The organism is Siminovitchia sp. FSL W7-1587 (assembly GCF_037963795.1).
In the GTDB taxonomy this organism is placed as follows: Bacteria; Bacillota; Bacilli; order Bacillales; family Bacillaceae_C; genus Siminovitchia; species Siminovitchia thermophila.
In genome coordinates this window covers 3,139,387-3,163,476 of record NZ_CP150169.1, presented here as the reverse complement: position 1 = coordinate 3,163,476, position 24,090 = coordinate 3,139,387, and the positions used below count along the sequence as shown (strand labels likewise).

The 24,090-nt window shown below is 38.8% G+C and carries 26 protein-coding genes and 2 pseudogenes; 5 read left to right on the top strand and 23 right to left on the bottom strand.

Features of this window, described 5'->3' with window-relative positions:
- Positions 1 to 277 precede the first annotated feature (277 nt).
- The 3 genes from NST31_RS14800 to NST31_RS14790 all read right to left on the bottom strand — a co-directional run bounded on the left by NST31_RS14800 (position 278) and on the right by NST31_RS14790 (position 2,169).
- Entirely contained in the window at positions 278 to 499 is a 222-nt protein-coding gene (locus NST31_RS14800) for a hypothetical protein (RefSeq protein ID WP_077113954.1), read from the bottom strand.
- A gap of 286 nt (positions 500 to 785) precedes the next feature.
- Positions 786 to 1,691, bottom strand: coding sequence for an NAD(P)/FAD-dependent oxidoreductase (locus tag NST31_RS14795; protein ID WP_077113955.1), 906 nt, complete (start codon positions 1,689 to 1,691; stop codon positions 786 to 788).
- Positions 1,692 to 1,731: 40 nt separating this feature from the next.
- A complete protein-coding gene (locus NST31_RS14790; protein WP_077113956.1) occupies positions 1,732 to 2,169 on the bottom strand; it encodes an Rrf2 family transcriptional regulator in 438 nt (145 codons plus the stop codon).
- Between the two features lie 500 nt (positions 2,170 to 2,669).
- Here NST31_RS14790 and NST31_RS14785 point away from each other — a divergent pair.
- Positions 2,670 to 2,975 (top strand): annotated as a pseudogene (locus NST31_RS14785) (integrase core domain-containing protein); the annotation flags it as partial.
- Between the two features lie 302 nt (positions 2,976 to 3,277).
- On the opposite strand, the gene NST31_RS14780 reads toward NST31_RS14785, so the two are convergent.
- From NST31_RS14780 to NST31_RS14755, 6 genes are all read right to left on the bottom strand, one after another.
- Positions 3,278 to 3,493: a hypothetical protein gene (locus NST31_RS14780; RefSeq protein ID WP_236016964.1), complete on the bottom strand. Its 216-nt coding sequence runs from the start codon at positions 3,491 to 3,493 to the stop codon at positions 3,278 to 3,280.
- Positions 3,484 to 3,759 (bottom strand): glutaredoxin domain-containing protein, encoded by a 276-nt coding sequence (locus NST31_RS14775; protein ID WP_077113957.1) that lies wholly within the window; start codon positions 3,757 to 3,759, stop codon positions 3,484 to 3,486. The genes NST31_RS14780 and NST31_RS14775 overlap by 10 nt, the downstream gene beginning before the upstream one ends.
- 631 nt (positions 3,760 to 4,390) lie before the next feature.
- Positions 4,391 to 5,113 (bottom strand): hypothetical protein, encoded by a 723-nt coding sequence (locus tag NST31_RS14770; RefSeq protein ID WP_077113958.1) that lies wholly within the window; start codon positions 5,111 to 5,113, stop codon positions 4,391 to 4,393.
- 287 nt (positions 5,114 to 5,400) lie between these two features.
- Positions 5,401 to 5,574, bottom strand: coding sequence for a YvrJ family protein (locus NST31_RS14765; protein ID WP_083717735.1), 174 nt, complete (start codon positions 5,572 to 5,574; stop codon positions 5,401 to 5,403).
- Position 5,575: 1 nt separating this feature from the next.
- Entirely contained in the window at positions 5,576 to 6,475 is a 900-nt protein-coding gene (locus NST31_RS14760) for a S8 family peptidase (protein ID WP_077113959.1), read from the bottom strand.
- Positions 6,476 to 6,558: 83 nt separating this feature from the next.
- Positions 6,559 to 6,867, bottom strand: a complete 309-nt coding sequence (locus NST31_RS14755; protein WP_139345736.1) for a hypothetical protein — start codon at positions 6,865 to 6,867, stop codon at positions 6,559 to 6,561.
- Between the two features lie 104 nt (positions 6,868 to 6,971).
- On the opposite strand from NST31_RS14755, the gene NST31_RS14750 reads away from it, so the two are divergent.
- Entirely contained in the window at positions 6,972 to 7,154 is a 183-nt protein-coding gene (locus tag NST31_RS14750) for a hypothetical protein (protein ID WP_077113960.1), read from the top strand.
- 52 nt (positions 7,155 to 7,206) lie between these two features.
- Here NST31_RS14750 and NST31_RS14745 read toward each other — a convergent pair whose 3' ends face one another.
- From NST31_RS14745 to NST31_RS14705, 9 genes and pseudogenes are all read right to left on the bottom strand, one after another.
- Positions 7,207 to 7,713 (bottom strand): transposase, encoded by a 507-nt coding sequence (locus NST31_RS14745; protein ID WP_077113961.1) that lies wholly within the window; start codon positions 7,711 to 7,713, stop codon positions 7,207 to 7,209.
- Positions 7,714 to 7,808: 95 nt separating this feature from the next.
- Positions 7,809 to 8,552 carry a transposase gene (locus NST31_RS14740; protein WP_077111655.1) on the bottom strand — a complete coding sequence of 248 codons (744 nt, stop codon included), beginning with the start codon at positions 8,550 to 8,552 and terminating at the stop codon, positions 7,809 to 7,811.
- A gap of 74 nt (positions 8,553 to 8,626) precedes the next feature.
- Positions 8,627 to 8,830, bottom strand: a complete 204-nt coding sequence (locus tag NST31_RS14735) for a hypothetical protein (protein WP_077111654.1) — start codon at positions 8,828 to 8,830, stop codon at positions 8,627 to 8,629.
- A gap of 302 nt (positions 8,831 to 9,132) precedes the next feature.
- Positions 9,133 to 10,359: pseudogene (locus NST31_RS14730) on the bottom strand (IS110 family transposase).
- 317 nt (positions 10,360 to 10,676) lie between these two features.
- Positions 10,677 to 10,883 carry a hypothetical protein gene (locus NST31_RS14725; protein ID WP_077111652.1) on the bottom strand — a complete coding sequence of 69 codons (207 nt, stop codon included), beginning with the start codon at positions 10,881 to 10,883 and terminating at the stop codon, positions 10,677 to 10,679.
- A complete protein-coding gene (locus NST31_RS14720) occupies positions 10,883 to 11,518 on the bottom strand; it encodes a sigma-70 family RNA polymerase sigma factor (RefSeq protein WP_339161634.1) in 636 nt (211 codons plus the stop codon). Before NST31_RS14720 ends, NST31_RS14725 begins: the two co-directional genes overlap by 1 nt.
- A 707-nt stretch (positions 11,519 to 12,225) precedes the next feature.
- Positions 12,226 to 12,501 carry an ATP-binding protein gene (locus tag NST31_RS14715; protein ID WP_253191857.1) on the bottom strand — a complete coding sequence of 92 codons (276 nt, stop codon included), beginning with the start codon at positions 12,499 to 12,501 and terminating at the stop codon, positions 12,226 to 12,228.
- A gap of 170 nt (positions 12,502 to 12,671) precedes the next feature.
- Positions 12,672 to 12,785: an ATP-binding protein gene (locus NST31_RS14710; protein WP_253191856.1), complete on the bottom strand. Its 114-nt coding sequence runs from the start codon at positions 12,783 to 12,785 to the stop codon at positions 12,672 to 12,674.
- A gap of 247 nt (positions 12,786 to 13,032) precedes the next feature.
- Positions 13,033 to 13,389, bottom strand: coding sequence for a hypothetical protein (locus NST31_RS14705; RefSeq protein WP_077110245.1), 357 nt, complete (start codon positions 13,387 to 13,389; stop codon positions 13,033 to 13,035).
- A 170-nt stretch (positions 13,390 to 13,559) separates the two neighbouring features.
- Between NST31_RS14705 and NST31_RS14700 the strand changes: the two genes are divergently transcribed.
- Positions 13,560 to 13,907, top strand: a complete 348-nt coding sequence (locus NST31_RS14700; protein WP_139345574.1) for a hypothetical protein — start codon at positions 13,560 to 13,562, stop codon at positions 13,905 to 13,907.
- 952 nt (positions 13,908 to 14,859) lie between these two features.
- Here the strand turns inward: NST31_RS14700 and NST31_RS14695 are convergent.
- From NST31_RS14695 to NST31_RS14680, 4 genes are all read right to left on the bottom strand, one after another.
- Entirely contained in the window at positions 14,860 to 15,714 is an 855-nt protein-coding gene (locus tag NST31_RS14695) for an IS3 family transposase (RefSeq protein ID WP_339165568.1), read from the bottom strand.
- 11 nt (positions 15,715 to 15,725) lie between these two features.
- Positions 15,726 to 16,019 carry a transposase gene (locus NST31_RS14690; RefSeq protein WP_339161628.1) on the bottom strand — a complete coding sequence of 98 codons (294 nt, stop codon included), beginning with the start codon at positions 16,017 to 16,019 and terminating at the stop codon, positions 15,726 to 15,728.
- A 474-nt stretch (positions 16,020 to 16,493) separates the two neighbouring features.
- Positions 16,494 to 18,275 carry a sulfate adenylyltransferase gene (locus tag NST31_RS14685; protein WP_077111610.1) on the bottom strand — a complete coding sequence of 594 codons (1,782 nt, stop codon included), beginning with the start codon at positions 18,273 to 18,275 and terminating at the stop codon, positions 16,494 to 16,496.
- A 425-nt stretch (positions 18,276 to 18,700) separates the two neighbouring features.
- Positions 18,701 to 20,134 carry a S41 family peptidase gene (locus NST31_RS14680; RefSeq protein WP_339161624.1) on the bottom strand — a complete coding sequence of 478 codons (1,434 nt, stop codon included), beginning with the start codon at positions 20,132 to 20,134 and terminating at the stop codon, positions 18,701 to 18,703.
- A 164-nt stretch (positions 20,135 to 20,298) separates the two neighbouring features.
- On the opposite strand from NST31_RS14680, the gene NST31_RS14675 reads away from it, so the two are divergent.
- Both NST31_RS14675 and NST31_RS14670 read left to right on the top strand, forming a co-directional pair.
- Entirely contained in the window at positions 20,299 to 21,126 is an 828-nt protein-coding gene (locus NST31_RS14675) for a MotA/TolQ/ExbB proton channel family protein (RefSeq protein WP_339161623.1), read from the top strand.
- Positions 21,107 to 21,829: an OmpA family protein gene (locus NST31_RS14670; RefSeq protein ID WP_339161621.1), complete on the top strand. Its 723-nt coding sequence runs from the start codon at positions 21,107 to 21,109 to the stop codon at positions 21,827 to 21,829. The genes NST31_RS14675 and NST31_RS14670 overlap by 20 nt, the downstream gene beginning before the upstream one ends.
- Positions 21,830 to 22,511: 682 nt before the next feature.
- On the opposite strand, the gene NST31_RS14665 is transcribed toward NST31_RS14670, so the two are convergent.
- Positions 22,512 to 23,729: an IS110 family transposase gene (locus tag NST31_RS14665; protein ID WP_339161619.1), complete on the bottom strand. Its 1,218-nt coding sequence runs from the start codon at positions 23,727 to 23,729 to the stop codon at positions 22,512 to 22,514.
- Between the last annotated feature and the right edge of the window lie 361 nt (positions 23,730 to 24,090).

Sequence of the window (24,090 nt, the reverse complement as noted above, 5' to 3'; positions counted from 1 at the left end):
CCCATGGTCTTTCCTAAGAAATAGAAAAAGGAATAGAGACCTAGTGAGGGAACACATGAAGAAATACCAAAAATTTCCAGGGTGTGATAAATTGAATCGTTTGCCTTGTTTTTTAAAATGATATAACTCCCATAGAATACACCTAATAAAAATAACAATGGCCAATAATATGACATTAAATTAAGAGGAAGATACTCAGATGTTAGACTAATAAAAAAACTAAACAGATTAATTCGAAAGTTAAAGAGGCTATTACATTGAAAGTTAATTTGATTTTTTACCTTTCACACCCGTCATCCCTCCATAAACTTATTGTGCCGCCTGCTGTTACGCGCTCTTTCACCTCTCCTTGTTCCATTTCCTCCAGCCCATCCTTATAAACCTGATATGCCTCGTATAAAACAGTCCGATGGGCCGCTGACATTTTTTCCAATTGGCCAATTTCAACCTTTATGATGTTGGCGCCCAACTTTTTATTTTTTAAGATGGTTCTGTACATCTTTTTCAAGTTGATCCATGAAATATGTTACTGGAACCTATTCGGATTTCTCACAGATAATTACTTTTCAAAGCCATGACAAACCGGACTGCGTCCATCCAGTCCTATGACAATGTTCTTCCTCCAAGTAACCAAACCCTCTAATTCCATTGGTAATCTCACAATCGCTTTCCCTCAGCCGTGTTTTAGGAGGTACTTAGAGGATCAAACCTGGTGGAAACCCAAGGGCTAACAAGTTTTGGGATACGTTTCAATTCCTCATAGGTAAGATCTATAAAAAATCGAATTAAAATCTATCCAATGTTATATCCATGTTTATGCTAAAAGCAGCCTTATTGCCGTCAGCGGCAGCGATCATCAAAGAAGAGGGGCCTGCCTTTTCAGTTTCACCTGCAATATATACCCCACTCTCTGTTGTTCGTCCAGCATCGTCTGTAATCATTCCTCCGTTTTCATCAACTTGACATTTTAATTGTTTAGCAAATTTATTAGGGCGATAAAAACTTGGAACGACGAAGCCACCACTTCTTAGAATGTTTTCACCTGTTTCTAATTCAACACTTTCCAAGTACCCATGATTTCCGTGTAAATTTTTTATAACAGCTGTATAAACCTTAATCTTTTTACTTTTAAAATCATTTTGCACTTTATTGGAGAGCTGATGACCATTAGTAAAAACGATTAAATCCTTCGACCAATTAAAAACCAATTTAGTCAGATGATTTATGTGTTCATCATTTTCTGCTATTATAGCTAACGGCTTGTCTCTCAATTCCCAACCATCACAATATGGACAGCTGAATAAACTTTTACCATAATATTGTCTAATCTGTGTTAAGGAAAATTCCTCTTGTATACCAGTTGCTAACAGTATTTTTTCTGTTATATAAGACTGATTATTCGATGTATGAACTAAAAATAAATCATGTTGGTCATCTTTATTGACCCCCATAACCGTCTCATTCAAAACTGAAACAGAAGGATAAGATTCTAATTCTTTAATGGCGATATTTTTGAATTGTTGCGGTTTAATGCCATCTCTTGTTAAAAATCCATGTGACTCTTGAGTCACACGATTTCGATTAGTTCCGTTATCAAATAAGGCAATCTTTCTACGCGCTCTTCCTAAAGTTAAGGTTGCACTTAGTCCAGCAGGTCCTCCACCAATGACAATACAATCATATTTTTTCATTATGATGTTCCTCCGCACTTAAAATATATATCATAGAGCTTTAATATCTGCAATTTAAATAAGAGCCATCTTCATTTGATAATGCCTTATTCATTTTGTTAGCCAGGTCAACTATACGTGTTTGATTCAATTCATCCAAAAGCTTTTCCTCGGCTGATTCAATCGCCTTCTGAATTAAACAATCAGGATTATGGTTGAGGCAGTAATCAAAAATAGGTGTCAAACCTTCAATAGCTTTTATTACATCGAGTAATGAAAGTTCTTCCCAACCCGGTTTTAATTTATAACCCCCATTTGCACCTGAGACAGATTCAATCATACCCGACTTTACTAACTTTGTTAGTATTTTAGATAAATATGTCGTTGAAACTTTTTGGCGTTCAGCTAATTTTGCCACTCCAATATGCTCATCGGAGGGATTAACAGCTAAAAATAGCATGGTGTGGAGAGCATAGTTCGTTGCTTTTGTTAACTTCATATGATCAGTCCTATTGTAGATTTAATGTATCTATAATATCCATTTGAATTTTTAATGTCAAATACTAAGCTTATTCAACGAATGGGCGTGATTGTTGCAGATCAAAAGTCTAATTCCTCAATAAAGATAAAACAGAAAGAGAATTAGGTTTTTTTACATATTTTGATTTGTCACATTAAGTGAGACAACATGGTTTTTACATGTAAATATATGGTAAAAAATTGCTTGCATATTATACCAAGAGGTAAAAAAAGCTGCCGATACTTTTCTCGGCAGCCTATAACCCTCGATAAGTAGCGTAAGGGGTTCCTATATGAATCATTTAAACAGTAAAATAGAGCGACTTCTCCATTGTGGTTTTCCATGCCTTTATAGAGATACTTGTCCATGCCCCCAATAAAAAGCCATAGTGCTCATTAAAATCGGCATGTCTCAACATTATTGTGTTGCGTCTCCAGCATGATGCTGACCACCCTTTGCGAAATTGCCCATTCTTTGAGCTTATTCATCATTCAGATCGTGGTGTCCAGTACGCTTCCAGCGACTATTAAAAGCTACTAAAACAATACAATATGATAGGTAGCATGAGTCGAAAAGGAAACTGCTACGACAATGCATGTATCGAATCCTTTCACGGCATTCTTAAGCGTGAACTCGTTTATCAAACGAGGTATAAAACAAGATGTGAAGCAAGAAGATTACTCTTTGAGCACATAGAATTTTTCTATCATTCAAAGAGGATTCATTCAACGCTTGATTATCATACCCGAATGAATATGAGAAAATGTTTGGTCGACAATCGGTGACATAGAATTTTCCTTCATAGAAAAGTTTAAAAATGTTCTTCTTTTAAATTTTTCTATGAAGGCCACCAAACGAAAGCGCGGTAGAAAATCAGTGTCTACTTTCTTGACATAGTATCATTAGAGACAAGGAATAGGAAACTAACATAAAAAGGTTTTAGTATTTTAAAACAACAATTAAAAACAACTCTCGATTGAGAGTTGCATGCTTTAAGATTGACCTTTCACCAATCAACAATTAAAGGCTTGTTGGGCACGTACAAAAAGCGTATTTATATCAACAGGCTCCGGAACCTGGAATTTTACTATTTACAACATTTACAAAGAATAACTTGATATTCTTTTTCAATTGTGTCCTTTAGGTTTTTCATCTCTTTACTGTATTCCAGAGCAATGTTTTGATAAATTTCCTTATATTTTTTCTTTTCACAATATTCAATACAGTTCGAAATCTTTAATAGATCAATTTTTAATTGAGTGTATTGTTCAAGTTCTTTTTCAATAGGAGGTTTCATAGACATTTAACTCGCCTCCTTAAACCAATGTTTTTTATTATTTTCTCAAATTTCCCAAAATCCGCACCTATGATTTCAATTTTTTCTTCCCCGACTTCAACAAAAGATGTTGGAGTGTACATCCCACCTGCTTCCCTGAACTCTCTGGCTACGCCCTCATCATTTATAATATCTTTTTCAATAAATGAGATTCCTTTTTTCTTTAACCAATCTTTAAGAGCATTACAAGGTCCACAAGCAGGATTGATGAAAACAGTAATAGTTGAATTCATTTTTCTTCCTCCTTTAAATATCAATCAATACTAAAGGTGAAATTTGTTTTATATAAATCAAAAGTGGGCATATGAAGATTAAATCCACTTCAAACCGTGCTCATTGGGGAGGGCTTTTTAAATGTCTAACAAAATAACCATACAGTGGAAATTGCTCTTTTTTTGACTTTGCGAATTATTTTGTTAATATAAGGGGGAACAATTTACTAAAAAAGGGAATATTAACGTATGGAGGGGTGATGATTGTGAAAGGTGAAAAAATCAAACTAACTTTTAATGTAATAATCTCTTTAATTTTCGTATTAATCTGTTTAGTTTTTTTTGTTAGTTCAACATCTGATTTTGTTAGTGTAATAACTGAATATATCCCTATTAACCTAATGTCTTATTATTGGCCTTTGTTATTTTTATTAGGTGTAGCCTATGGGGTTTATATCATTCTAAAAAATAACTCAAAGAACCCTATTTATTACTTTCTATCAATCATTGTGATATGTTTATGTGTTCCCTCATTAGGTTACTATTCTTTTATCTACTACTTAGTAAGAGCAATGGGTGGTTGAATAAACACTTAAGTTATCAAAATGCCAAAATACCCCTTTTCACAATGAAAAAGGGTATTTTGCTGTTTTTAACAGAAAGATAGTTCATTTAAGGAGCATCTTCTTGCAAACTCTGAAACCATCCACCATCCAGGATCACTGGTTCTATCCGCACAACTTTGAAGGTTTTTATCACAACCATTGTCACCTTTTCCAAAGTTCTTATAGCAGCGATCATGTGCTTGACAACATTTATCAAGCGCATTAATAGGTGTTTGTGTGAAATTTTTACCGCTACATTTAGCACCACAATATCTGTACTTATAGGTTTTGCCATTACCGGAGTTGTAAAATACTAAACACCCCTCGTACCATGCTTGAGGTGTGACTTTCTGTTCTTCTACACCTTGTGGGTTTTTAAGTTCATTTACAAACATAAATTTTTCTGGATCAAACTGCATTTCAGACTCAATTTCAACATTTCCACCTTCTACAACCGCCTGGCGAAATACTTTTTCACCTTCATCATTCTCAGCGGAAAAATAAGCTTTAACATGCAATTTGTCTCCCACTTTCATCCCTTCGATGATCACCTCGTCTGTTAATGTGAAAAAAACTACATTAACTTTAACTCCTTGTTTAGCCTCATCTTCTGCAAATTCAAGTTCAAAGATATCTTTTTGTTTTTCAGATAAGGTTTTATGATGCTTTTGAATCTCTGCTACTAGTAAGGCAAAATCCTCATGATTGTTTAGTTCTTCAGTCAATAAATTTTTTGTAGCAATATCTACTTTGTTAGATTTAATAAACATCGTCTCTCTCCTTTTTCAGTGATAAATTTCTAATAAACCAATAATATAATCCCTTTTATGTTCTGAATTCTGCATCACCTCTCTCAGCTATATATACAGGTGTAACTTTTTTTCAAAAACTAAAAAAATTGTTAATTTTAGAGTTTGTTTGAAATAAAATTTGATTGAAATCACGTTATGAACTCTGAAAAGAAAGTGAGCAGAGTTTAACTTTCTTCGATTTATTTAAATCATCTTTCGTTTTTTTTCAGCATAATAAAAAAGCACTTAAAAGCGTTTTTTCGTTTTTACCTGTCTTCTCGTTTATTTATCACTTCTTTTAAAGTGGAAATCGCATCTGTTAGAGCTTCTATTTTTTTTTCAAACCGGAGTAATAAATATACTGCCAATACTAACGGAAAACCGAAATTCCCAACAGCATTTATAAACGTTTCTATGATTGCTTTATCAACAGAGTCCATTTTACTCTCCTCCTAATTGAATTAATCCGTTCCCTTGTATCTTAGTGGAATAACCTTCTAAAAATTGAGAGTGTGAAACTAAATATTCATAAATTCGTTCCTGCGTTGCCGGTATATCGTTTATACGGAAAAATTCTTTAAGTAAAGCTATTGCCCCTGAAACGTGTGGGGCTGCCATTGATGTACCTGAAAGCTTTCTATAATCACCATCATTATAAGTGGAATAGATGAAATGACCTGGTGCTAAAAAATCAATGTTTTTGTTGGTGTTGCTGAATGAAGTGGGTGCCAGATTTTTATCAACTGCGGCCACTTGGATAACATCTTTATAATACCCGGGATAAAGTATTTCGTTGGTTAAATCAGAACCATCTCCATAATTCCCAGCTGCTGCAACAATACTGATATTATTGGATGTTGCATTTAAAACAGCTCTTCTTAATGTTGAGTCCTTGTTAGGTCCACCTAAAGAAAGATTGATAACATCTATTTTTTCATTGTTATTTCCACGCCATTCTGAGGCAAAATTTAAAGCTTTTATCATGTTTTCATAACTTCCTTCACCATTTTTATCGATTACTTTTAAAATGACTAAATTAGCCCCGGGAGCAACACCTATAACCGCTTTTTTATTTTGCGCTGCTATAATGCCAGATATGTGCGTCCCGTGTCCCAAGTAATCCGTAACATTACTTGTATCGCCGTTATCATCATCAGTAAAGTTATACTTGTCGATAATTTGATCTTTTAGCTGTTCGTGTTCAATATAACAACCAGAATCTATTACAGCTATGTTAATGCCAGTTCCTAAAATAAATTGACTCCAAAAGCGAGGAGCATTTATTAATAAAACCCCGTAATTCATTTCTTTATCTAAAACAGGAATTATTGATTCATCCATATAAAATCCTCCTTTCAATAGGAGGTGAAATAAATGTTCTTAAATAACAAAAGAAAAAATCAAATTTAGAAGTACTTCTGTGCTCATTTCATGCATCGCACTAACGCAACACGAACAGACCTATTCCTCATCAGACAAACGATAGTCGATGGTCTCTGTAGGCAGGTTTTCAAGCATGTATTCACGTTGACCGCGCTGTTTCTTGCTCTTATATCTAATTGTCTCGACAGTTGCTCTTCAACTGTCGGATCAGCTGTGGCCTCAGCCTCGTTGAAAAGGAAGAACTGGTCCGGATAGGTCTTCTCACTGGAAGCCCCAAATCTGCGCTGCTGGCTGAAGCCGAATTGCTCCTCGTACCATTTTATTTTGGCTTCCAGCTCTTCCTTTTCCATTGTGTGTTGTATTTGACGATTACATAGTAAACAAAAAATATACTGTTTTTTTTAATTTCAGGGAACAAAAATCACTCTTAATTAAGAGGGAGGAGGTGACTTAAATGATGAAGGAACAAAAACGACAAAAAAATGATATAGTAACCCCAGAGCAAGTACCTGGTGTTTGCGGTACTAAAAAGAGACGAGACTGTTGTAAATATGATGAAAAATGTAGATTGGATGCTAATTATAATCCACGTACGGGTAAACTCATTTACACTGGAAAGTGTTGTGGTGCTCTTTAATGTAGGGGCTGTCCAAAAAGCCCCTAAAATAAATCAGTCGTAGAAAAATGGTTCATTTTTCTACGACTGATTTTGCATTTGTAGGGTTTCCTCCTGAAAATAATCGGCGGAACGACCGATTGCCCTTGATGTGACCGAACACACTTTCTACCTCAACTTTGCGTCGGGCGTAGATTTCCGCGTTCTCTTCACTTTCAAGGGCTCTCTTGGCCTTTGTTTTCATTTCTTCATAGATCATATTTAAATGGACCTGCCTGTTACCTTTGGCTTTTGTACATCGGGCTTTTAGCGGACAATCCGAACAATCCTTGCATTCGTAGATCTTATAGCTTTGGATATGGCCTGAGGTATTCTTTTTATTTTTGTATGTTTTAAAGACCACTTTCCGGCCATTTGGGCAGATGAACTGATCATCATGCTCCAGATAGGTCCAGTTTTTGGGATTTCGGATGTCATTCTTATATGTACGCGTCTTATCCTTCAAATAAGTATTATACGGAATCAGATAGTCAAAGCGTGGTTCTCTTTCCTCCCCGATGGCATACAGATAGCTCTCCACACTCCTGTAGCCTGCATCGGCAAACCAGACCCAGCGAGTTTCTCCATATGCGGGATGAAACAGCGCGTGTCAGTGGGGCGTTGATGGATAGAATACTAAACGATGAACTGGTTTTTCGTTGCTGCCTGTACGTTATATCCGGGCTTTAGCTGGCCGTTTTTCATGTAGTCATCCTTCATGCGCATGAAAGTGGCATCAGGGTCTGTTTTTGAAAAGCTGTTACGGTCGCCGAATGTCTCATGATACATGCGATATTTGTGGATACGCGGTACAAAGTTCTCACGGATCATCTTCACCGGCTTTTTCAACGTACTGCGGCGCTTCCGTAGTTCTTTGCGAACAGGCACTTCTTCGGCTGCTTCGATTTCTTGCGTCAAGGCATCAACCTTCTTTTCGAGCTGACTGGCGATTGACTCAAGCCGCTCAGGTGTCGCTTCCCCTTTCGGTAGATCCGCAAGCTCCAAAGCTTCCGCCTCGGCAATTTCATCGATCTGCTGAAGCATTTCTTTGATTTTCTCTTTCAGTTTCTCTTCAAAACGAATGGTGGATTTTTTCCACACGAAAGAATTCTTATTGGCATTGGCCTCCAGTTTGGTGCCATCCAAGAAGTAGCTTTCCAATGTGATGTATCCTTCTTCAATCAGCCGAACAATCATGGCTTCAAACAATTCATCCATCAGGTTTTTCATGCGCTTGCCCCGAAAGTCGTTGATAGTACGAAAATCCAGCTGATGCATCGCAGCCAGCCACATGGCTGGAACATTTTCCCTGGTCAACTTCTCAATCTCTTGACAGGAATACACCCTTTGGGAATAAGCATATAGAATGACTTTGAGCATTCATTTAGGATGAAACGGAGGACGACCGCCGCCGGAATAATGGGATGCCAATTGCTCATCAGGAATGGATTCGATCATCTCATCGACCACACGGGCGACATGATGTTCTGGGATGAGCCGAGCCCTTCCGCATCCAAAATGGCAAAGCTTTGGCGGTTATTGTAGGTTTTAAACTTGGGGGCAGTATAGGTCTTGGTTACAAATGGTTTCACTTTTACCTCTAGAGGAAGAATCATTTGTGCGCTATACTCGTTATTAGTAATCTTCGGATTGCTCATAAAAAATCGTCCTTTCTGAAATGTTTGTTTGCCCACTTACATTTTACTAGATGGGACGATTTTTTTTATAGAAAACTTTCATTAAAAGATAACGGGGCTGTCACTGAAAATCAGTTTTTACTGACTTTCTGGACAGCCTCTTCTTACCTCTAGTCAAGTAGTTTTAGATAAATCTTTTTAGGGAGATGGACTTATTTTTGGAGGAAGGGGGTACCCCCTTCCAAAAAATAAGTTTGCGCATGCCAAAGAGACCTAACGAAATTCATTTTTTCGAAAGGTCAACTATATAGTAGAAGTACTGATTACGAACTGGTTGAGACTACTTCGTAATTGTAGGTAATACTGTGTGTAATTAGGTGAAATGCTACTTTCAAGAACTTGTTCACACAGACAATTGACGCAACTTTATGGGGCTTTCCTTGAAGTTGCGTTTTTAATTTGTCATAATAATCCACCAAGTGATTCCCACCGAATCGACGTAATTTAATCAATCGTCTGAATCATATAAAACAATATTTTTCGTAGCTTATTATTTCCTCGTTTATTGATCTTATCTTTGTAATAGGTATTTCCTAATTGATAACGCATCACATCAATTCCAACATAGGTATTTAACTGTTTATGACTTTTAAAACGGCCGATATCCCCAAGCTCTCCGATGATACGAACAGCTGTCGCTTCGCCGATACCTGGAAAGGAAATCAGTACGTGATATTCTGTTCTTCCCTGCGACAACTCAACCATTTGTTTCACTAGCTCTTCTTTCTTTTCTCTTAAATCCGCGATTCTTTTCGCATAGTCACGTGCTTGTTCACAACGCACGTCGTTTTTTGAAATCGCCGGATACGAATCCTTCGCAGCTTCTAGTAAAGCGAGTCCTTTTACGTCTGCTCGCGAAAGAGATAGATTCTTTCTTGTATTCGCTTTTAGCTGATTACGAATGATGGTTTTAGAACAAGCGAGTACGTCATCGGGATGTGGATAGAGCTGTACGACATTGAGAAAAAGTGCCGAGCCGAGCGTGTCGAAAATAGTGTTTCTAATTCCGGAAAACTGAGTTGTAGAGTGGCATGCTGGCGACTAAATAGATAAGTGATTTCATGATCTTATTCATTATAGTAACGTGTGAGTGCTCGCATTTGTTTATAATAATCTTCTTCCTGATAAGTAGCTGTACGTTCAACCTGAAAATGTGATTTTGCGAGTTCATGCGCATCGCTTGTGTCTGTTTTTTGTCGACGCATCGAGGCCATTTGAAGGTGCGCTTCCAGAGGGTTCACTCGATGGTAGGTATAACCTGCCGTTTGAAAAAATCGTTCTACTGATGCGGAATATACACCTGTTGCTTCAAATACAATCTCTGGTGCTTGTCCATCCTGTTTTGTTAAGGTTTGGAGCTGCTCATTCAACATTTTCGAATGAGATTTAGTATAAAGAAGTTCTCCTTCAAATTCACATTGGTGATATCGGTTGTAAATCACCATCGTACTTTTCCCCATCCTTACATCAAGAGCGACTACATGTTGCATATCCATTTCTCCTTTTTAGCCAATCACAGAAGTCTTCACAGTGCCTTATCGATTCCATTTTCTTTTACACGATCTCTACGGATCCAACATACTAAACTGATTCACATAAGGGTGTGAAGATGGTCGGTTTTTAATGCGGACTCTTCATCGATCCCACGGGGCTGTTCGAACTTGCTTCACTTTTACTATAAAAAAATAGTAGCACAAAATCTAGCCTTGGTTTGTACTACTAATGTTAGTATGTTTTTATTGCATTTTTTCATTGTCTAATTAAATGTATGTGTCCCGACTGCCGCACTCTAAAGTCCTGACACGCCTCATTCGAAGCCCCCTTGTTTTTGAATAAACTCAAAAAAGCCCGGAGTATATTCATTTTTTAAGATACTAATTTTGTCAATTATTTTTATTTTTATTTCTTGTTCCAGGTCTTCTCTTTCATCTGGTATTGTTTGTCTAATATGTTTTTTAATTCTATTATCAAGAATTTGTAATATCAGTTCTATTTCTTCATCTTGTATTTTCATTATTGTTCACTCCTTTTAGTATTTTCGTTAATAATGCTTTTTAATTGTTTTAACGTCTTTTTATGCCAATAACTAATATTTTGTTCTGTTTGGCCAAAATACTCTGCAATATTTTTATTGTTATACCCTTTCACATAATATAAATATAAAATCTGTATCTGTTTTTTGTTTAATTTAGTTAAAGCATTATACAGTGATGGATTTTCTATATTAAACTTGTATTTTTGTATATTTTCTTTGCATATCAAGTGTTCTTCAGGTGTTTTTGTTTCACTTCTCATGAAACTACCAACTGTTGTATCAGATTCATTCCGATTTATTGGTTTATCGAAAGTCAGTTGGTATCGTTCATTTCTTAATTTAACTCTCTTATCGTAGTCAATTGAATATCTTTTAATTAAACCGGTCATATATCGAATAATTCTATTAAACAGATAAAATTCTTTAAATTTATTGTCTAGATGTTTAATGTCAAGCTGACCATTTATTACTTCATTAAAAATCTTTTCATTTTCTTCACTTCTTAAAAATTCTTTAATGATTGGATCTTTAAGTAATAATGGTAATCTCTCCTTTAACTTAATAATTTTCTTTTTGGGACATTCTTCGTAAGCTCCGTCATTTTCATGAAACATAGTATCCCCCCATAAAAATGCCAAAATTTCTATAGTAAAAAGTTAATAATTCCTCCATTTATGGGGTTTTATATACAAAAACTTGCCGCCCCTTGAATTTGAGCTTGGATGAGGTTACCACCATCCAAGTCCTTAAAATAGGTAGGAAGCGATAAGTTGTACCCTCAATTATTAACTTATTTACTCGAATTTACTGTTTTGTCTACATAAGTAAAAAGATCTTACTATCTACTTGTGAAATAAAAGTAGAAAAACTAAAACAAAAAAGGGGAAATATATTAAAAGTGTAACTATTCCCAATTATTAAGTATGTTTTTTTAGTAGTTCTACATTTCACCTCTTTTTAAAATCAGGTGGAATAATTAGACGAATCTACAAAGAAATGAGAATCATGGCCTTAAATTTAATTAATGCGCCATACCTCGTGAAAAAAATCAATAATAGAGAATGTATTATGATTGCATTTGTAGGTTTTGATTGTCTTGTGGAAAATGAAGAATTAAGATTGAAATTATGGCTACCGCCGGATCCACTTGGAATTGATAAACAGATGCAAGAAAATAAACCATAAGAAGGCTCAGGGGAAGATGTTCATGCAAAAATCACGCTGTTATAGTTCCTACAAAGGCAATGCAGCAAGCTATTTTATCAGCTTTGGAAACCTTTTTTTCAGCTTTTTATATGTTTCAAAGATATTTTCGGGAATTTCACACATGCAAGGCTATTGTATTTTGCAAGATAAAAGTTGATAAAAATGCGAAAGAAATATGAGAGCTTTGCCAGCCCTGATTTTTATGTTTTGTGATTAGACAGTGAGTGTTACACGGTAAGCTGTCACCGGTAAAACTTAAAATATGAGAGTGGTGAATCATACGATCCACGAGGGCAGCGGTCAGCCTGGCATCGGTGAATATACGATTCCATTGGCTAAATTCGAGGTTAGAAGTAATGATCAGACTTTTTAGTTCATACCAGTCTGTCACCAGCTGGAACAACAGCTCAGCCCCATCCTTACTAAAGGGACATAGCCCATCTCATCCAGAAAGACTAGATCCACTTTATTGAGCTTGTTTCTGAAGGATTGGAACTTCCCTTCGTTCTACGCTCTTTCCAGGGAATCCACCAAATCGGCCACTCGGAAGAAGCTCACCTCCTATCCCTTCCTGCAGGCACTCCTGCCCAGTATGGTGGCAATATGCGTCTTTACAGTGCCGGGAGACCCCGTCAGAATGACATTTTCTTTGCGGCGATAAAGTAGTCCAGGCATTTTAAACCATCCCTGTCAATTTGCGGAGGGAATTTCACCTGCTCTGTCCAGCGAAAATCCTCCAACTCCTTTTCATTCAGGAATCTGGCCTTTTTGATTAGTCGCTCACCCTTAGCGGTCTCCCTAAGATCAAATTTCTGCCGGAATATAGCTTCCAGGTATTGGCCTGATCTTCAAAAGGGATTCGTTCATAAATATCAGCCACAAGGCCAGACGCAGGGATTTACACATCTTTTTCAGCCGGTGCTTAATAGGGAAGGTCACCTTCCTGTCCGGGTACCGGTACGGCAGGCTGCAGGGAGTCATACGCACGCCAGTCCACTTCGGGAATATGTATACGATGCCCATCCATCTGGATTTCCCCATATTTATTGGCTGTTACCGACTCTTTTTTAAATACCGAATACTCCTGTTCCGGCAGGGAGAGGCAATATTTCTTTTCCTCTTCAATCAGGTTCGCAATCCTCTCGCCTTTTTTATAATGGTCGCGCAGGTGGTCTTGACGGGACTTATCCACCAACATTTCCTGCAGGTAATCCAAATCCCTGATGACCGGTGACGGTGTGAAGAAGTTATAGCGCACATATCCGACCTTATTCTCCACATGGCCTTTCTCGTTCCCTTTTCGGGCGTTGCAGGCCCCAGGTTCGAATCCATATTATCGGGCAAACATCTGAAAACCAGCGGTAAAGACCGTATCGCCATGCTTCCCCCTGACTTGGCCATTGCAGGAGCCAGGTTGTCGATCCGCAGCTTCCGGGGGACATGGCCCAGTTGTTTGAACAATATCTTCAAGCCTTCCAGAAAACATTGCTGGTTTTCTGCCGGGAGAGGAACCGTGTAACCTGCGTTACTGAATGGAAGACTCATAACAAGGCAGTGAATATCTTTTACCTTTCCGTCCTGTATGGCTACTGTGGTGCCGAAGTCGATTTGGGCTTCGGCCTGCGGATGGGTCAACCGGTCCTATTCTTCTTTGAAGGCATACTCACCCTCGGGAAGGTTCTCCCGCCATTCTTTCGTGAAATTGCACAATGTCCTGTAAGAGCCGGGAAACCCCAGCTTTCCAACTGTTTGAATATGACCTTGTTGTTACGCCGCAACTTTTTCTTCAGCGCATAATCTTCCATCAGCCAGTCTGAAACAATCTCTCCCCATATTTCCACATACATCATCCCCGCCTTTTCGGGGGAGACTCTCTTCGGGAATCTGATCTTCATCCGCGTATTTCTTTCCGGTCTCCCAATAGAATCCGGTTCTTCTCGATATCTCATTGATCGATAATGATTTCTCATTTCTTAGATTTTTGATATGGTGAACTTTATCGCTTGGGCTGGCAAGCTTTTTGCTTACCCTAATAGATTGCAGGATTCTAAGATTTCCTTTGCATTTCTCACTGTTTTTATTTTGCACAATACAACCCAATGCTTAAGGAACATGTTTTTTGGAATAAAAAAACAACCTTTTCCTTAACGTGGAAAAATTAGCTTCTATAAATAGTTATCTCTTTTAAACAAACCTTATGGAAAAAACCTATAATAAATGCTCCCGATCCAAACCAATTAATAATGAATAGCGTACCTGTTACCCAATTTTTTCGGCTTTTCTAGTATCATTATATATTGCTGTTTTACTCCCCCTGTTCACTTTAATAATTAAAGGGGGAAACAAAAATGAAAGAAAAAACTGATATGTAGGTCAACACCTATCATTTCTGTTTTTGAAACGTTATCTACTATCCCTAAAAATCTCGGTATCATCTAATATGAATCTTGACTTTGTTGCTCCCGGTGAAAACGTCGTTTCCACTCATTTACAATAATTTTGTTCCATTAACGGGAATATCTATGGCTGCTCTTTATGTAACAGGTGGAGTTGCTTTGATTTTAAATCTAATTGAACGTTCTCAACCAACTATGATCCCATATCTTGTTTATCAATACTTGTTAGAACATGTCAAAAGGTTTGATACTATGTCAAGAAAGTAGACACAGATTTTCTACCGCGCTTTCGCTTGGTGGCCGTCATAAAAAGTTTAAATAAAGGGCATTTAAACTTTTTTATGGCGGTAAAATCAGGCTGCGGAATTTCCATACATTTGCTCAAATTCATTTGGCGTATAGTAGCCCAAAGTCGAATGGATCCGCTTAGAATTGTAGAAGAACTCGATGTATTCAAACAGCGATTTCCTCGCTTCTTCCCGTGTTTTATACTTTGTTTGATAAACTAGCTCACGCTTAAGAATACCGTGAAAGGATTCAATGCAAGCATTGTCGTAACAGTTTCCTTTTCGGCTCATGCTGCCTATCATATTGTATTGTTTTAGTAGCTTTTGATAGTCACTGGAAGCGTACTGGACACCACGATCTGAATGATGGATAAGCCCTTTTCCTGGTTTCTGGCGATAGTAAGCCATTTTTAATGCATTTATTACGAATTCTTTTGACATGCTTTTATCCATGGCCCACCCCACGATTTTACGCGAATACAGATCCATTACACTTGATAGATAGAGCCACCCTTCGTTGGTCGGGATATAAGTAATATCTGTAACCCAAGATTGATTTGGTTTGTCCACCTTAAATTGTCTGTCCAATACATTTTCGCTTACAGGATGTTGATGTTTGGAATTTGTGGTAGCTTTATATTTTTTGATTGTACAAGACTTCCAATTATTTTTTGTCATAATGCGAGAAACTGTTCGTTCACTAACCTTTATACCACGCTTGTTTAGCGTTTTTGCAATTTTAATACTTCCATATCGTTGCTTAAATTCTAGATGCGTTTGGAATATTTTTTGTGATAGTTTTTCATGCTTTTTTTGGCGGTTACTTTTGGGGCGATTTAGCCATTTAAAATAGCCACTTTTAGAGACTCCCAGGGCTTTGCACATCTTCTCCACTCGGTATTGGGAGCGATGATGGTGAATAAATTCAAACTTTACCGAGGGCTTTTCGCGAAGTAGTGCATCGCCTTTTTTAGAATTTCGTTTTCCTCCTCCAGATCGCGTAATTGTTTTTGCATCGCCTTTCGTTCAGCCTCTGGGGTAGAAAACGTTTGTACAGCTTTTACTTCAGGTTGCTCGCTGTATTTTTTAATCCAACTATATAAGGTATTCGTATTCACCCCGGTTTCCCTAGCTATTTGTGCTACTGGATTATTGTTCTCTAGAATATACTTTACTGTTTCTTTTTTAAACGTTTCATCATAACGTCTTCCATTTTCTTTAGTCATATAGACACCTCAGCATTGTTATTTATTTTTATTATAACAATCTGTGTCCACTTTTTAGTCTAGCATCAGTTAGATTATCCAATAAGCAAGTCGGTAATGGACTCATACAATTAACTTTTTTAAAGCTTACCTCATTCTTGAAGAAACAAATGGTAAGTCTGTTGTCGATCACTGATCAAAAAGTTGACAGAAATGGTACATACTTATGACCGTAATCAATTGTTTCCTAACAATTACATTTCATTTTTTTAGTTTGATTTACATGGGTTAAATACATGTCTTTAAAGTAAAAGCATTGATTTAATCCATTTTTAAAATTTACTCTTGATAAGATCCTGCCCCCCAATTGTTGGTCACAATTCTAATAATGTGAGGCCCGGCTCGCCTAGCGTATGGGTTTCATTTTCACAATAAAAAGAAGACCGCATTCATCACTGAATGGGTCATCTGCATCGGGGAACTTGCGGAATTCTTTTATGATTCGTCAGCAACTAAATCAGGCTTCGGGTCACTGGGACTTTCCATCTCCTCCTCGGGCTCATCGCTTCCGCGGTAGCGCTCGTATGGAAGCGGATTCCAAACACGGTATTCCAATTCACTAACATGGATGGCAGCCGGGACTTCATGAAGAATTTTTTCCGCTACATCCAATTCTTTCTGTGATTCCTCTTTATCCTGATACAAAAATTCATCGGAAGCGACTTCCGGTGCCTGCTGTACTTTTTCTTTTAAGTCTTCCACAACCATTTGCTGCTGTACTCGCATAGCATCACGGGCATCTGTAATCCATTCCCGCTGAATATCGCGGTTGACATCACCGGCATAAGTATATTCTTCATAGACTTCACGGTAAATGCGGTCTGCATTTAAGCGGACATCCATGATTGCCGCTTCGAGATCACGTGTAGTCAACTCTTCCGGAGTTAATTTCTCAAGGCGCGGGGTACCGCCCAGGCGGTTTGCTTCCAAGTAAAACGGGAACATGCTCTTGATCGTCTTACCAACAGGCGAGATCGAGTTTTTCGTTTTATCAACGCCTTTAGGCTGAACTCCCTGCATGGCGATCCGGCTTGATTCGGGACGCACAATTTCTTTTGGCGGCATGATGCCATGGCGGAGCATTTCCCGGATCCCCGTACCCGAAATTTTCAGCCGGAAACGTTCATCATGGGAACAGGTCTTCTCAGTAGCATGGTTCGCACAGCGTGTGCAATAGAAGACTTCATGATAAAGGCGGACGTCAATCCCCAACTCTTTAGGGTCAAACTCATCAAAGATCGTGTGGCTGGCATATTTATCATAGTAATCGCCCACTCCGGCATGATCCCGCCCGATCAGAGCATGGGTACATCCGAAGTTTTTCATAATCAATGCATGGAGGACCGTTTCACGGGGGCCCGCGAATATATATGTCACTCTTAACGGAGCAAGCGAAACTCTTTCTTTAGGATAATACGCATCTAGTACACTTCGATAAGCGAGCATACGGAACTCATTTCTCGTATATTCCCGCTTGGCCATTTCAACGAGTGGCTGGACAAGCAAGCCCTCAATCGTTTCCAAGGCATTCTTATGGATATATTCATGACCGCGATGAAGTGGATTGGCTCCGGTAATGAATCCAGCGACTGAACGCAGTTTTTTCTCCTCGTAAAAGATCCGCCATGTATCTTTCGGTTCCAAACGCAGTTTTTCGAATGGCCCCCAGTTCACACGGCGGAGCAGTGTAATCGGCCCGCCCAATGATACATCTCCCATGCGGCGGTAAATCGAGTCTACCCCAGGATGATCGCGATCTGTTGTACCAAAGAGATGAAATGCTCTTTCCTCTTTGTTGTAGTCAAATATATCTTCAATTTTCAGAATTGCAACCGGATCCTTTGTTTCATCAGCAAGCGCGACTTCATCACCAATGGAAAGCGTTTGCACGATTTCCTTATTGCGGTTGCCTATTGGTGCAAAGCTAAGCGGAACCGGCCAAACCGTACCATTGGCAAGCCTTCCTTTTTTGAGCACGGATTTATAGTCGGCTTCATTCATAAAACCTTCGTTTGGGGACAGCACTCCCGTCGCAATCATCTCCAGCGTAATGACTGCCTCCAAATCGACCATAATCGTAGGGAGCTTCCTGGCTCTGATCATTGCCTCTTCCTGTTCCTTGCCTGTTAACACTCTGTTAATCAGTTTCCCTCCGTGGGGTTGTTGTGGATAACCCGCAAATTCAGCTTGCTCTTGTACTGCCGTTTCTTGATCCATACCTTTCCTTCCTCCTTGTTCATCTGATGACTTACTTGTCCATTTGCGTGTCTTCCCGGAAACAAGACGAAGCAAAGCGCGCCCAATGACGAATGGACCATGACTTCTGAAAGCGGAACCATTATTTTGCTCAAGTAACTATATGGCGCATTGTTTCAACGCGTTTACTTGAAACAAAAATGTTTCTGCCGGGGCCCCCACCTCATATCAATGGTTCCGGAATTTTGTCCTGGAAGACCTCTTTCCCCTTATCCCAACGGCGCATGTAACCGCTTTTATACCTATAAAAAAGTAATACCCTTATGGGTTTACCTCTGTAAGGGAAAATGAAAATGGTTTTATATTAAATTCTGAATTTATTATATTATTTCTTTCGATAAAAAACAAGATGATTGGCCCAAATGACAAATTTTTTGACTGAATGGTTATTTGAGCGCTTTTAATGACACTTGCAGCTGCAAATCGTTGCGTTCGTCTTCAATGCGTTTCATAATTGCCGCTTCGAGCCGAGCTGCTGTTTTAGGATCAATTTTTCCCGTCACCGGAATTTTTTCGACAGATTGGAAAGCCTTGACCGCCCGCTCGGTTTGACCGTCGAAATAGCCGTCTGTTCTCCCTGGCCCATAACCAAGACCTGCTAACAATTGCTGGGCAATTTTCACTTCCTCGCTATTCATATCCCGTACCAATTGCTTTTCGACGTTGAGGGAGTGGGCATAATAATATTCCGGCTGAGCCACTTCAATCGTCGGCTCAATTCCCTTGTCGTGAATCCAATTTCCCTCAGGCGTCAGCCATTTAAACATCGTTAGCTTGACATTGCTTCCATCTTCAAGTGGAATAGCCTGCTGAACTGTTCCCTTGCCAAAAGTTCGGACTCCCACAAGGTGATAACCTTCCACTTCGTTTAACGCTCCGGCAAGTATTTCAGAAGCAGAAGCACTCCCTTCATCAATTAGCACGGTTATCGGATAAGGCTTTCTTTGTTTAAGGCTCGAAAAATACGGACTCTTGTTGCCGTTCCGCTCTTCTATTTGAATATACGGTTTTTTATCGGTAACTAACTGTTGTAGGATCTCCTCCACACTTGAAAGCATGCCGCCAGGATTGCCGCGTACGTCAATTACTAGTCCCTTAATCTTTTTTTCTTCCAACTTTGCAAGTTCTTTTCTGAAATCACGCGCGGTTCCCTCTGAAAATGATGTAATTTCCAAATAGCCTATTTTTTTCCCGTCGCTCTCTTTTATTTCCGAGAACACTGTCAAAATAGGCACTTCTTCTCTCGTAATCTCTACTTGAAAAGGTTTGCTTGTCCCCTTCCGTATGATGTCAAGCGTCACAACCGTCCCCTTTTCCCCGCGAATCTTGTTCGTTGCTTCATATAAATCGAGTCCTTCAATTGATTCGCCATTAATTTTTATAATCTGGTCACGTGGTTTTAATCCGACTTTTTCTGCCGGCGTGTTTTTTATCGGCGCTACAATAACGAGTTTGCCATTTTCAATCGTTACTTGAGCCCCAATCCCTTCAAAAGATGAATCCAGGTGCTCGTTAAATTGCTCTGCCGTCTCCTTGTCCATATAGACGGAATAGGGGTCCTTCAGCGTCCCGATCATCCCTTGGATCGCTCCCTGTACCAGCTGTTCACTCTCAACTTTTTCCACATACGCCTCTTGAATAAGCCGATATACTTGCTCCACCTTCTCAAGGTGAGCCGAAATCATGGATGTGTCGTTTTCTTCCTTCGTTTCCGGCCGATCTTGATCCCGCGAGTCCAACCATTTGATTCCCGTATAAGTTCCGCCAGCTCCAACAAAAAAAGAGAAAGCGGCGATGATTGCCAGCCATCTTTTCTTCATCTTCTTCCCCCTTGCCCATTTCCAATAGTACAGCACCATCTTTTCTACACATCCTATGCACGGAATGGACAAGTTATGATGAATGTGGCGGCTAAATATAACCTTTCCTTGTCCGATAATAGTCGTAGGATGATATTAGTTATTTGGAAGGCTGGTGAATCTTTATGCTCAGAAAAGATGTTTTAACTCCACTAGGCATTATCATAGGAATTGCGGTTATTTTTTTGGCTATTTATATCGCCGGAGGATATGACGCATTTCTGACGTTTATTAGCTTATCTTCATTTGTGATCGTCTTCGGCGGACTGATTGCCTCCCTGTTTGTCGGTTTTGGTGTTTCAGAAGTGAAAAATATGTTCAACGTTCTGCATACAAGTTTTAGGAGAAAAGAAGTACCCATTCAACAATTCATTCATACACTCGTCCGTTTAGCAAGAACTTCTAAAATGGACGGCATGATTGGAGGGCTTGAAAAAGAAAGAGAAAAAACCAGTGATCCTTTTATTCAGAAAGGACTCCGTCTGGTCATTGATGGGTATGAGGAGGATATGATCAGAAAAGTAATGGAGATGGATATTCTTGCGATGCGAAAACGACACGCGCGCGGAAGAAAAATCATTACAAAAGCCGGCGAGCTCTCGCCAGCATGGGGAATGATTGGAACAATTGTCGGCCTGGTTCTCATGCTCCAGCAATTGAATAATCCGGATGAACTAGGACCGGCCATTGCGGTTGCTTTAATTACAACCTTTTACGGAGTACTCCTGGCCAACCTTGTGTTCATTCCAATTGCCAATAAGCTGGAACTGTTAACTGAAGAAGAGGTCTTTTTAAAAGAAGTGATCATTGAGGCATTGGTCAGCATCCGTAATGAAGAGGGACCGGCCATTTTGAAAGACAAGCTGCAAATGTACTTAATAGAAAGCGCCGAAGGTACCGCACTGCTGGATAAGCTTGAGGGAGACAGGACATATGAACAAAAAGAGGTTTAAGGGAACAAAAACGAATCAGGCATGGCTTGTTACCTTTGCAGATTTATCATTAGTAATCCTTATTCTTTTTGTTTTACTGTATTCTTACTCGGATACAAATGCCGAAAAATTTAAATCTGTTACCGACTCATTCCAAAATCACAACAATTTAAAACAAGATTCTGGCGGAGGGGCTCCGGGAGAGGGAGGCACGACTGTTCCGAACGAATACGAAGAACAATTGGCCGATATGATTAAGCGGGAAAAGCGCATTGAGGAAATTTTGGATTATGTAGGCAAGTATGCTTCGGAGCACGGCCTGGAAAATGAAATGACGGTCACGACGACAGATAAAGGCATTGAAGTCGTTTTACCGGAGGTCATGCTTTTTCCATCAGGGAAAGCTGATTTAATAAATGAAGCGAAATTGTTCTTGGATGACATGGCTCCGATGTTATCAGAAATCTCGAATATGATCGAAGTAGAAGGGCATACAGACAACCGCCCCATTTCAACAGAGCGGTTTCCTTCCAACTGGGATTTATCAACAGCGAGAGCCAATCAAGTGGTGCATTATTTGATTGAGAAGCACGGACTTTCCCCTGAACGGCTTAGAACTGTCGGGTACGGGGAATATCATCCTATTGCCTCAAACCAAACAGAAAAAGGAAGAAGCCAAAATCGCCGCGTCGTACTTATTATCACTAATGAAGGAAATGAATAAGCCCATGAAAATGACGGGGGCTGGGACATAAGCAAATACGAAATGGCATAAACCGAACAATTCATTTATAATTGTTCGGTTTATTTGTGTAAAAAAACTCCTATCATCGCTGCGTCAACATATTTCGCTTTCCGCGGGCACGGCTTCAGCTTGAGCTATTCCCGCAGGAGTCTACCTATGTTGATGCGTATGATACACTAGGACAATTTATCCCGCATGTAAGGTGCCGTAAGACTCCCACTTCAAGACCTGAGTTAATATAAAAGGTCTAACTGGGAGATAACGGCACCTAAATGCCCGATTGGTTCAACTAACATTCAGTAGGAGCCCTACTGAATGAAGTTTCACTTTATCCCGCATGTAAGGTGCCGTAAGACTCCCACTTCAAAATCTTGAGTAAATATAAAAGGTCCAAGTGCGAAAAAACGGCACTAAATGCCCGATTGGTTCAACTAACATTCAGTAGGAGATGGAAGAAAACTCCTACTAAATGAAGTTTCACTGTATTGTTCGTTTTTTCATCAGCTGATTTTGTTGTGTCCCAGCCTCGTTTCCTACGATTAGTCAAGTATCTTTATAATACTTTTCAATTTACTTTGTATGGAATATCTGGGCATAAGAAATAAACCTCAAGTATTTTATTTTTAAATTGAGGTGTGATATGTGATATAATCTAATTGATTTATTGGTCCATAGAGGCCGTGTACGAATAATCGTACTTCGTATTGTTCCTGACCATGGAATAAATACATTTTAGTAGCTTGTTCATGCAAGCTACTACCGCAACCTTGTCCTTCTTCGGATGAGGTTGTTTTTTTAATTTGTAATAGTAATCTACAATGTGATTTGGTGCTGCTTTTTGTTGACGAATCATGTTCCGGACAATGAAATATAAAATTTTTCTTCCTTTTGGATTACCACGCTTATTAATGTGATCCTGGCCTGCATATTTTCCTGATTGGTATCTCCGAATATCAATCCCAATAAAGGCATTTACTTTCTTATGATCAGAAAAGCGTGATAGGTCGCCGATTTCACCAATAAAGAGTGCTGCACTTATGTCACCAATGCCTGGAAAACTTATGAGTAACTCAAACTCTGGAAGTTGTTTGGCTTTCTCGGTCATTTGTTTAGAAACCTTTTCTTTTTCTTCTAATCGTTGAAGAAGTTGTCTTGCGTAATATTGAACCTTTTGAGTTTGAACACTACTTGATGAAACAGCTGGATAAGACTCTTTGGCGTATTCAAAAATTTCACTTGCATTCTGCTTCGCACGATTCTCGGATATCTTTTTAGTGGTACTTCTTATCAAAAGGTTTTTTATTTTTGTTTTACTTGTTTGTAATACAAAATCTGGATGTGGAAATAAATCGATTAGTGTAAGTGCATAAGGTGTGACTCTACTAGAAAAGAATCTCTCAAGTTCTGGAAAACTTAATTGTAACGCATTATGCAAATACATCCGTGTACGCTTTATATCCTCTTCTACTTCTTGATAAAAGCGAGATAAATCACGTATATCATGATAAATATCTGGTTGGTCTAATTTTTCTGGTCGATCATTTTGTCGATGAACTTGGGCCAATTTATGGGCGTCATGTTTGTCTGTTTTCCAGCTTCGTAATGTCCCTTGTTCTAATTGCTTTTTGGCTGCCAAGGGGTTCAATAAACAATAACGTAATTGATTTTTTTGACAGAATGTTTCTAGCGTCTTAGAGTAAATTCCAGTAGATTCAAAGACAAGCATCAAATCTTCAGGAAGTGTATATATTTCATCCAAGAGTTCCTGAAAACCAGCTTGACTATGTATTACTTCACCTTCAGAAAGACACTGTTGATCGTCGTAAACAACCTTGTAGCTTTTCCCCATTGATACATCTAAAGCCATTACTGTTCCCATTTAACTACCTCTTTTCTCTCTTAGTGATGAAAGTTCTTCACTTATTCATTTCGATTCCAATTTCCTATACACGAGCTCAAGGCCCCAACATACTTAAACCTGATTCAAAAATGAAAGTGAAGAAGCCCGGTTTTTTATTCGGATTCGCAATCCTCGAGGCTACGGTCGGGCTTTCTCTCACTTCTCACTATATCTTAAAAAAGAAATAGTGGGTAAAATCATCCGTCGATGATCTTACCCACTAATCTTAGTATGTTTTACCAGTGGCAGTAATAGGAAAGTTCAAACTTGGCGAACGTATTATCGAAACAGCCGCTTCTTCTCACAGTGGGGTAATATCCATGCATCCTTCATGCCGTTT

What these genes read in the sequence shown, in the direction of transcription:
- NST31_RS14790 (WP_077113956.1), bottom strand. Translation starts at nt 2,169, where the DNA reads ATGAAGTTAACAAAAGCAACGAACTATGCTCTCCACACCATGCTATTT.
- NST31_RS14750 (WP_077113960.1), top strand. Translation starts at nt 6,972, where the DNA reads ATGATGAAGGAACAAAAACGACAAAAAAATGATATAGTAACCCCAGAG.
- NST31_RS14780 (WP_236016964.1), bottom strand. Translation starts at nt 3,493, where the DNA reads ATGTCTATGAAACCTCCTATTGAAAAAGAACTTGAACAATACACTCAA.
- NST31_RS14740 (WP_077111655.1), bottom strand. Translation starts at nt 8,552, where the DNA reads ATGCTCAAAGTCATTCTATATGCTTATTCCCAAAGGGTGTATTCCTGT.
- NST31_RS14765 (WP_083717735.1), bottom strand. Translation starts at nt 5,574, where the DNA reads ATGGACTCTGTTGATAAAGCAATCATAGAAACGTTTATAAATGCTGTT.
- NST31_RS14665 (WP_339161619.1), bottom strand. Translation starts at nt 23,729, where the DNA reads ATGGGAACAGTAATGGCTTTAGATGTATCAATGGGGAAAAGCTACAAG.
- NST31_RS14775 (WP_077113957.1), bottom strand. Translation starts at nt 3,759, where the DNA reads ATGAATTCAACTATTACTGTTTTCATCAATCCTGCTTGTGGACCTTGT.
- NST31_RS14720 (WP_339161634.1), bottom strand. Translation starts at nt 11,518, where the DNA reads ATGTTTCATGAAAATGACGGAGCTTACGAAGAATGTCCCAAAAAGAAA.
- NST31_RS14690 (WP_339161628.1), bottom strand. Translation starts at nt 16,019, where the DNA reads ATGACTAAAGAAAATGGAAGACGTTATGATGAAACGTTTAAAAAAGAA.
- NST31_RS14800 (WP_077113954.1), bottom strand. Translation starts at nt 499, where the DNA reads ATGTACAGAACCATCTTAAAAAATAAAAAGTTGGGCGCCAACATCATA.
- NST31_RS14735 (WP_077111654.1), bottom strand. Translation starts at nt 8,830, where the DNA reads ATGAGCAATCCGAAGATTACTAATAACGAGTATAGCGCACAAATGATT.
- NST31_RS14675 (WP_339161623.1), top strand. Translation starts at nt 20,299, where the DNA reads ATGCTCAGAAAAGATGTTTTAACTCCACTAGGCATTATCATAGGAATT.
- NST31_RS14770 (WP_077113958.1), bottom strand. Translation starts at nt 5,113, where the DNA reads ATGTTTATTAAATCTAACAAAGTAGATATTGCTACAAAAAATTTATTG.
- NST31_RS14670 (WP_339161621.1), top strand. Translation starts at nt 21,107, where the DNA reads ATGAACAAAAAGAGGTTTAAGGGAACAAAAACGAATCAGGCATGGCTT.
- NST31_RS14710 (WP_253191856.1), bottom strand. Translation starts at nt 12,785, where the DNA reads ATGCCTGGACTACTTTATCGCCGCAAAGAAAATGTCATTCTGACGGGG.
- NST31_RS14760 (WP_077113959.1), bottom strand. Translation starts at nt 6,475, where the DNA reads ATGGATGAATCAATAATTCCTGTTTTAGATAAAGAAATGAATTACGGG.
- NST31_RS14795 (WP_077113955.1), bottom strand. Translation starts at nt 1,691, where the DNA reads ATGAAAAAATATGATTGTATTGTCATTGGTGGAGGACCTGCTGGACTA.
- NST31_RS14685 (WP_077111610.1), bottom strand. Translation starts at nt 18,275, where the DNA reads ATGGATCAAGAAACGGCAGTACAAGAGCAAGCTGAATTTGCGGGTTAT.
- NST31_RS14680 (WP_339161624.1), bottom strand. Translation starts at nt 20,134, where the DNA reads ATGAAGAAAAGATGGCTGGCAATCATCGCCGCTTTCTCTTTTTTTGTT.
- NST31_RS14725 (WP_077111652.1), bottom strand. Translation starts at nt 10,883, where the DNA reads ATGAAAATACAAGATGAAGAAATAGAACTGATATTACAAATTCTTGAT.
- NST31_RS14755 (WP_139345736.1), bottom strand. Translation starts at nt 6,867, where the DNA reads ATGGAAAAGGAAGAGCTGGAAGCCAAAATAAAATGGTACGAGGAGCAA.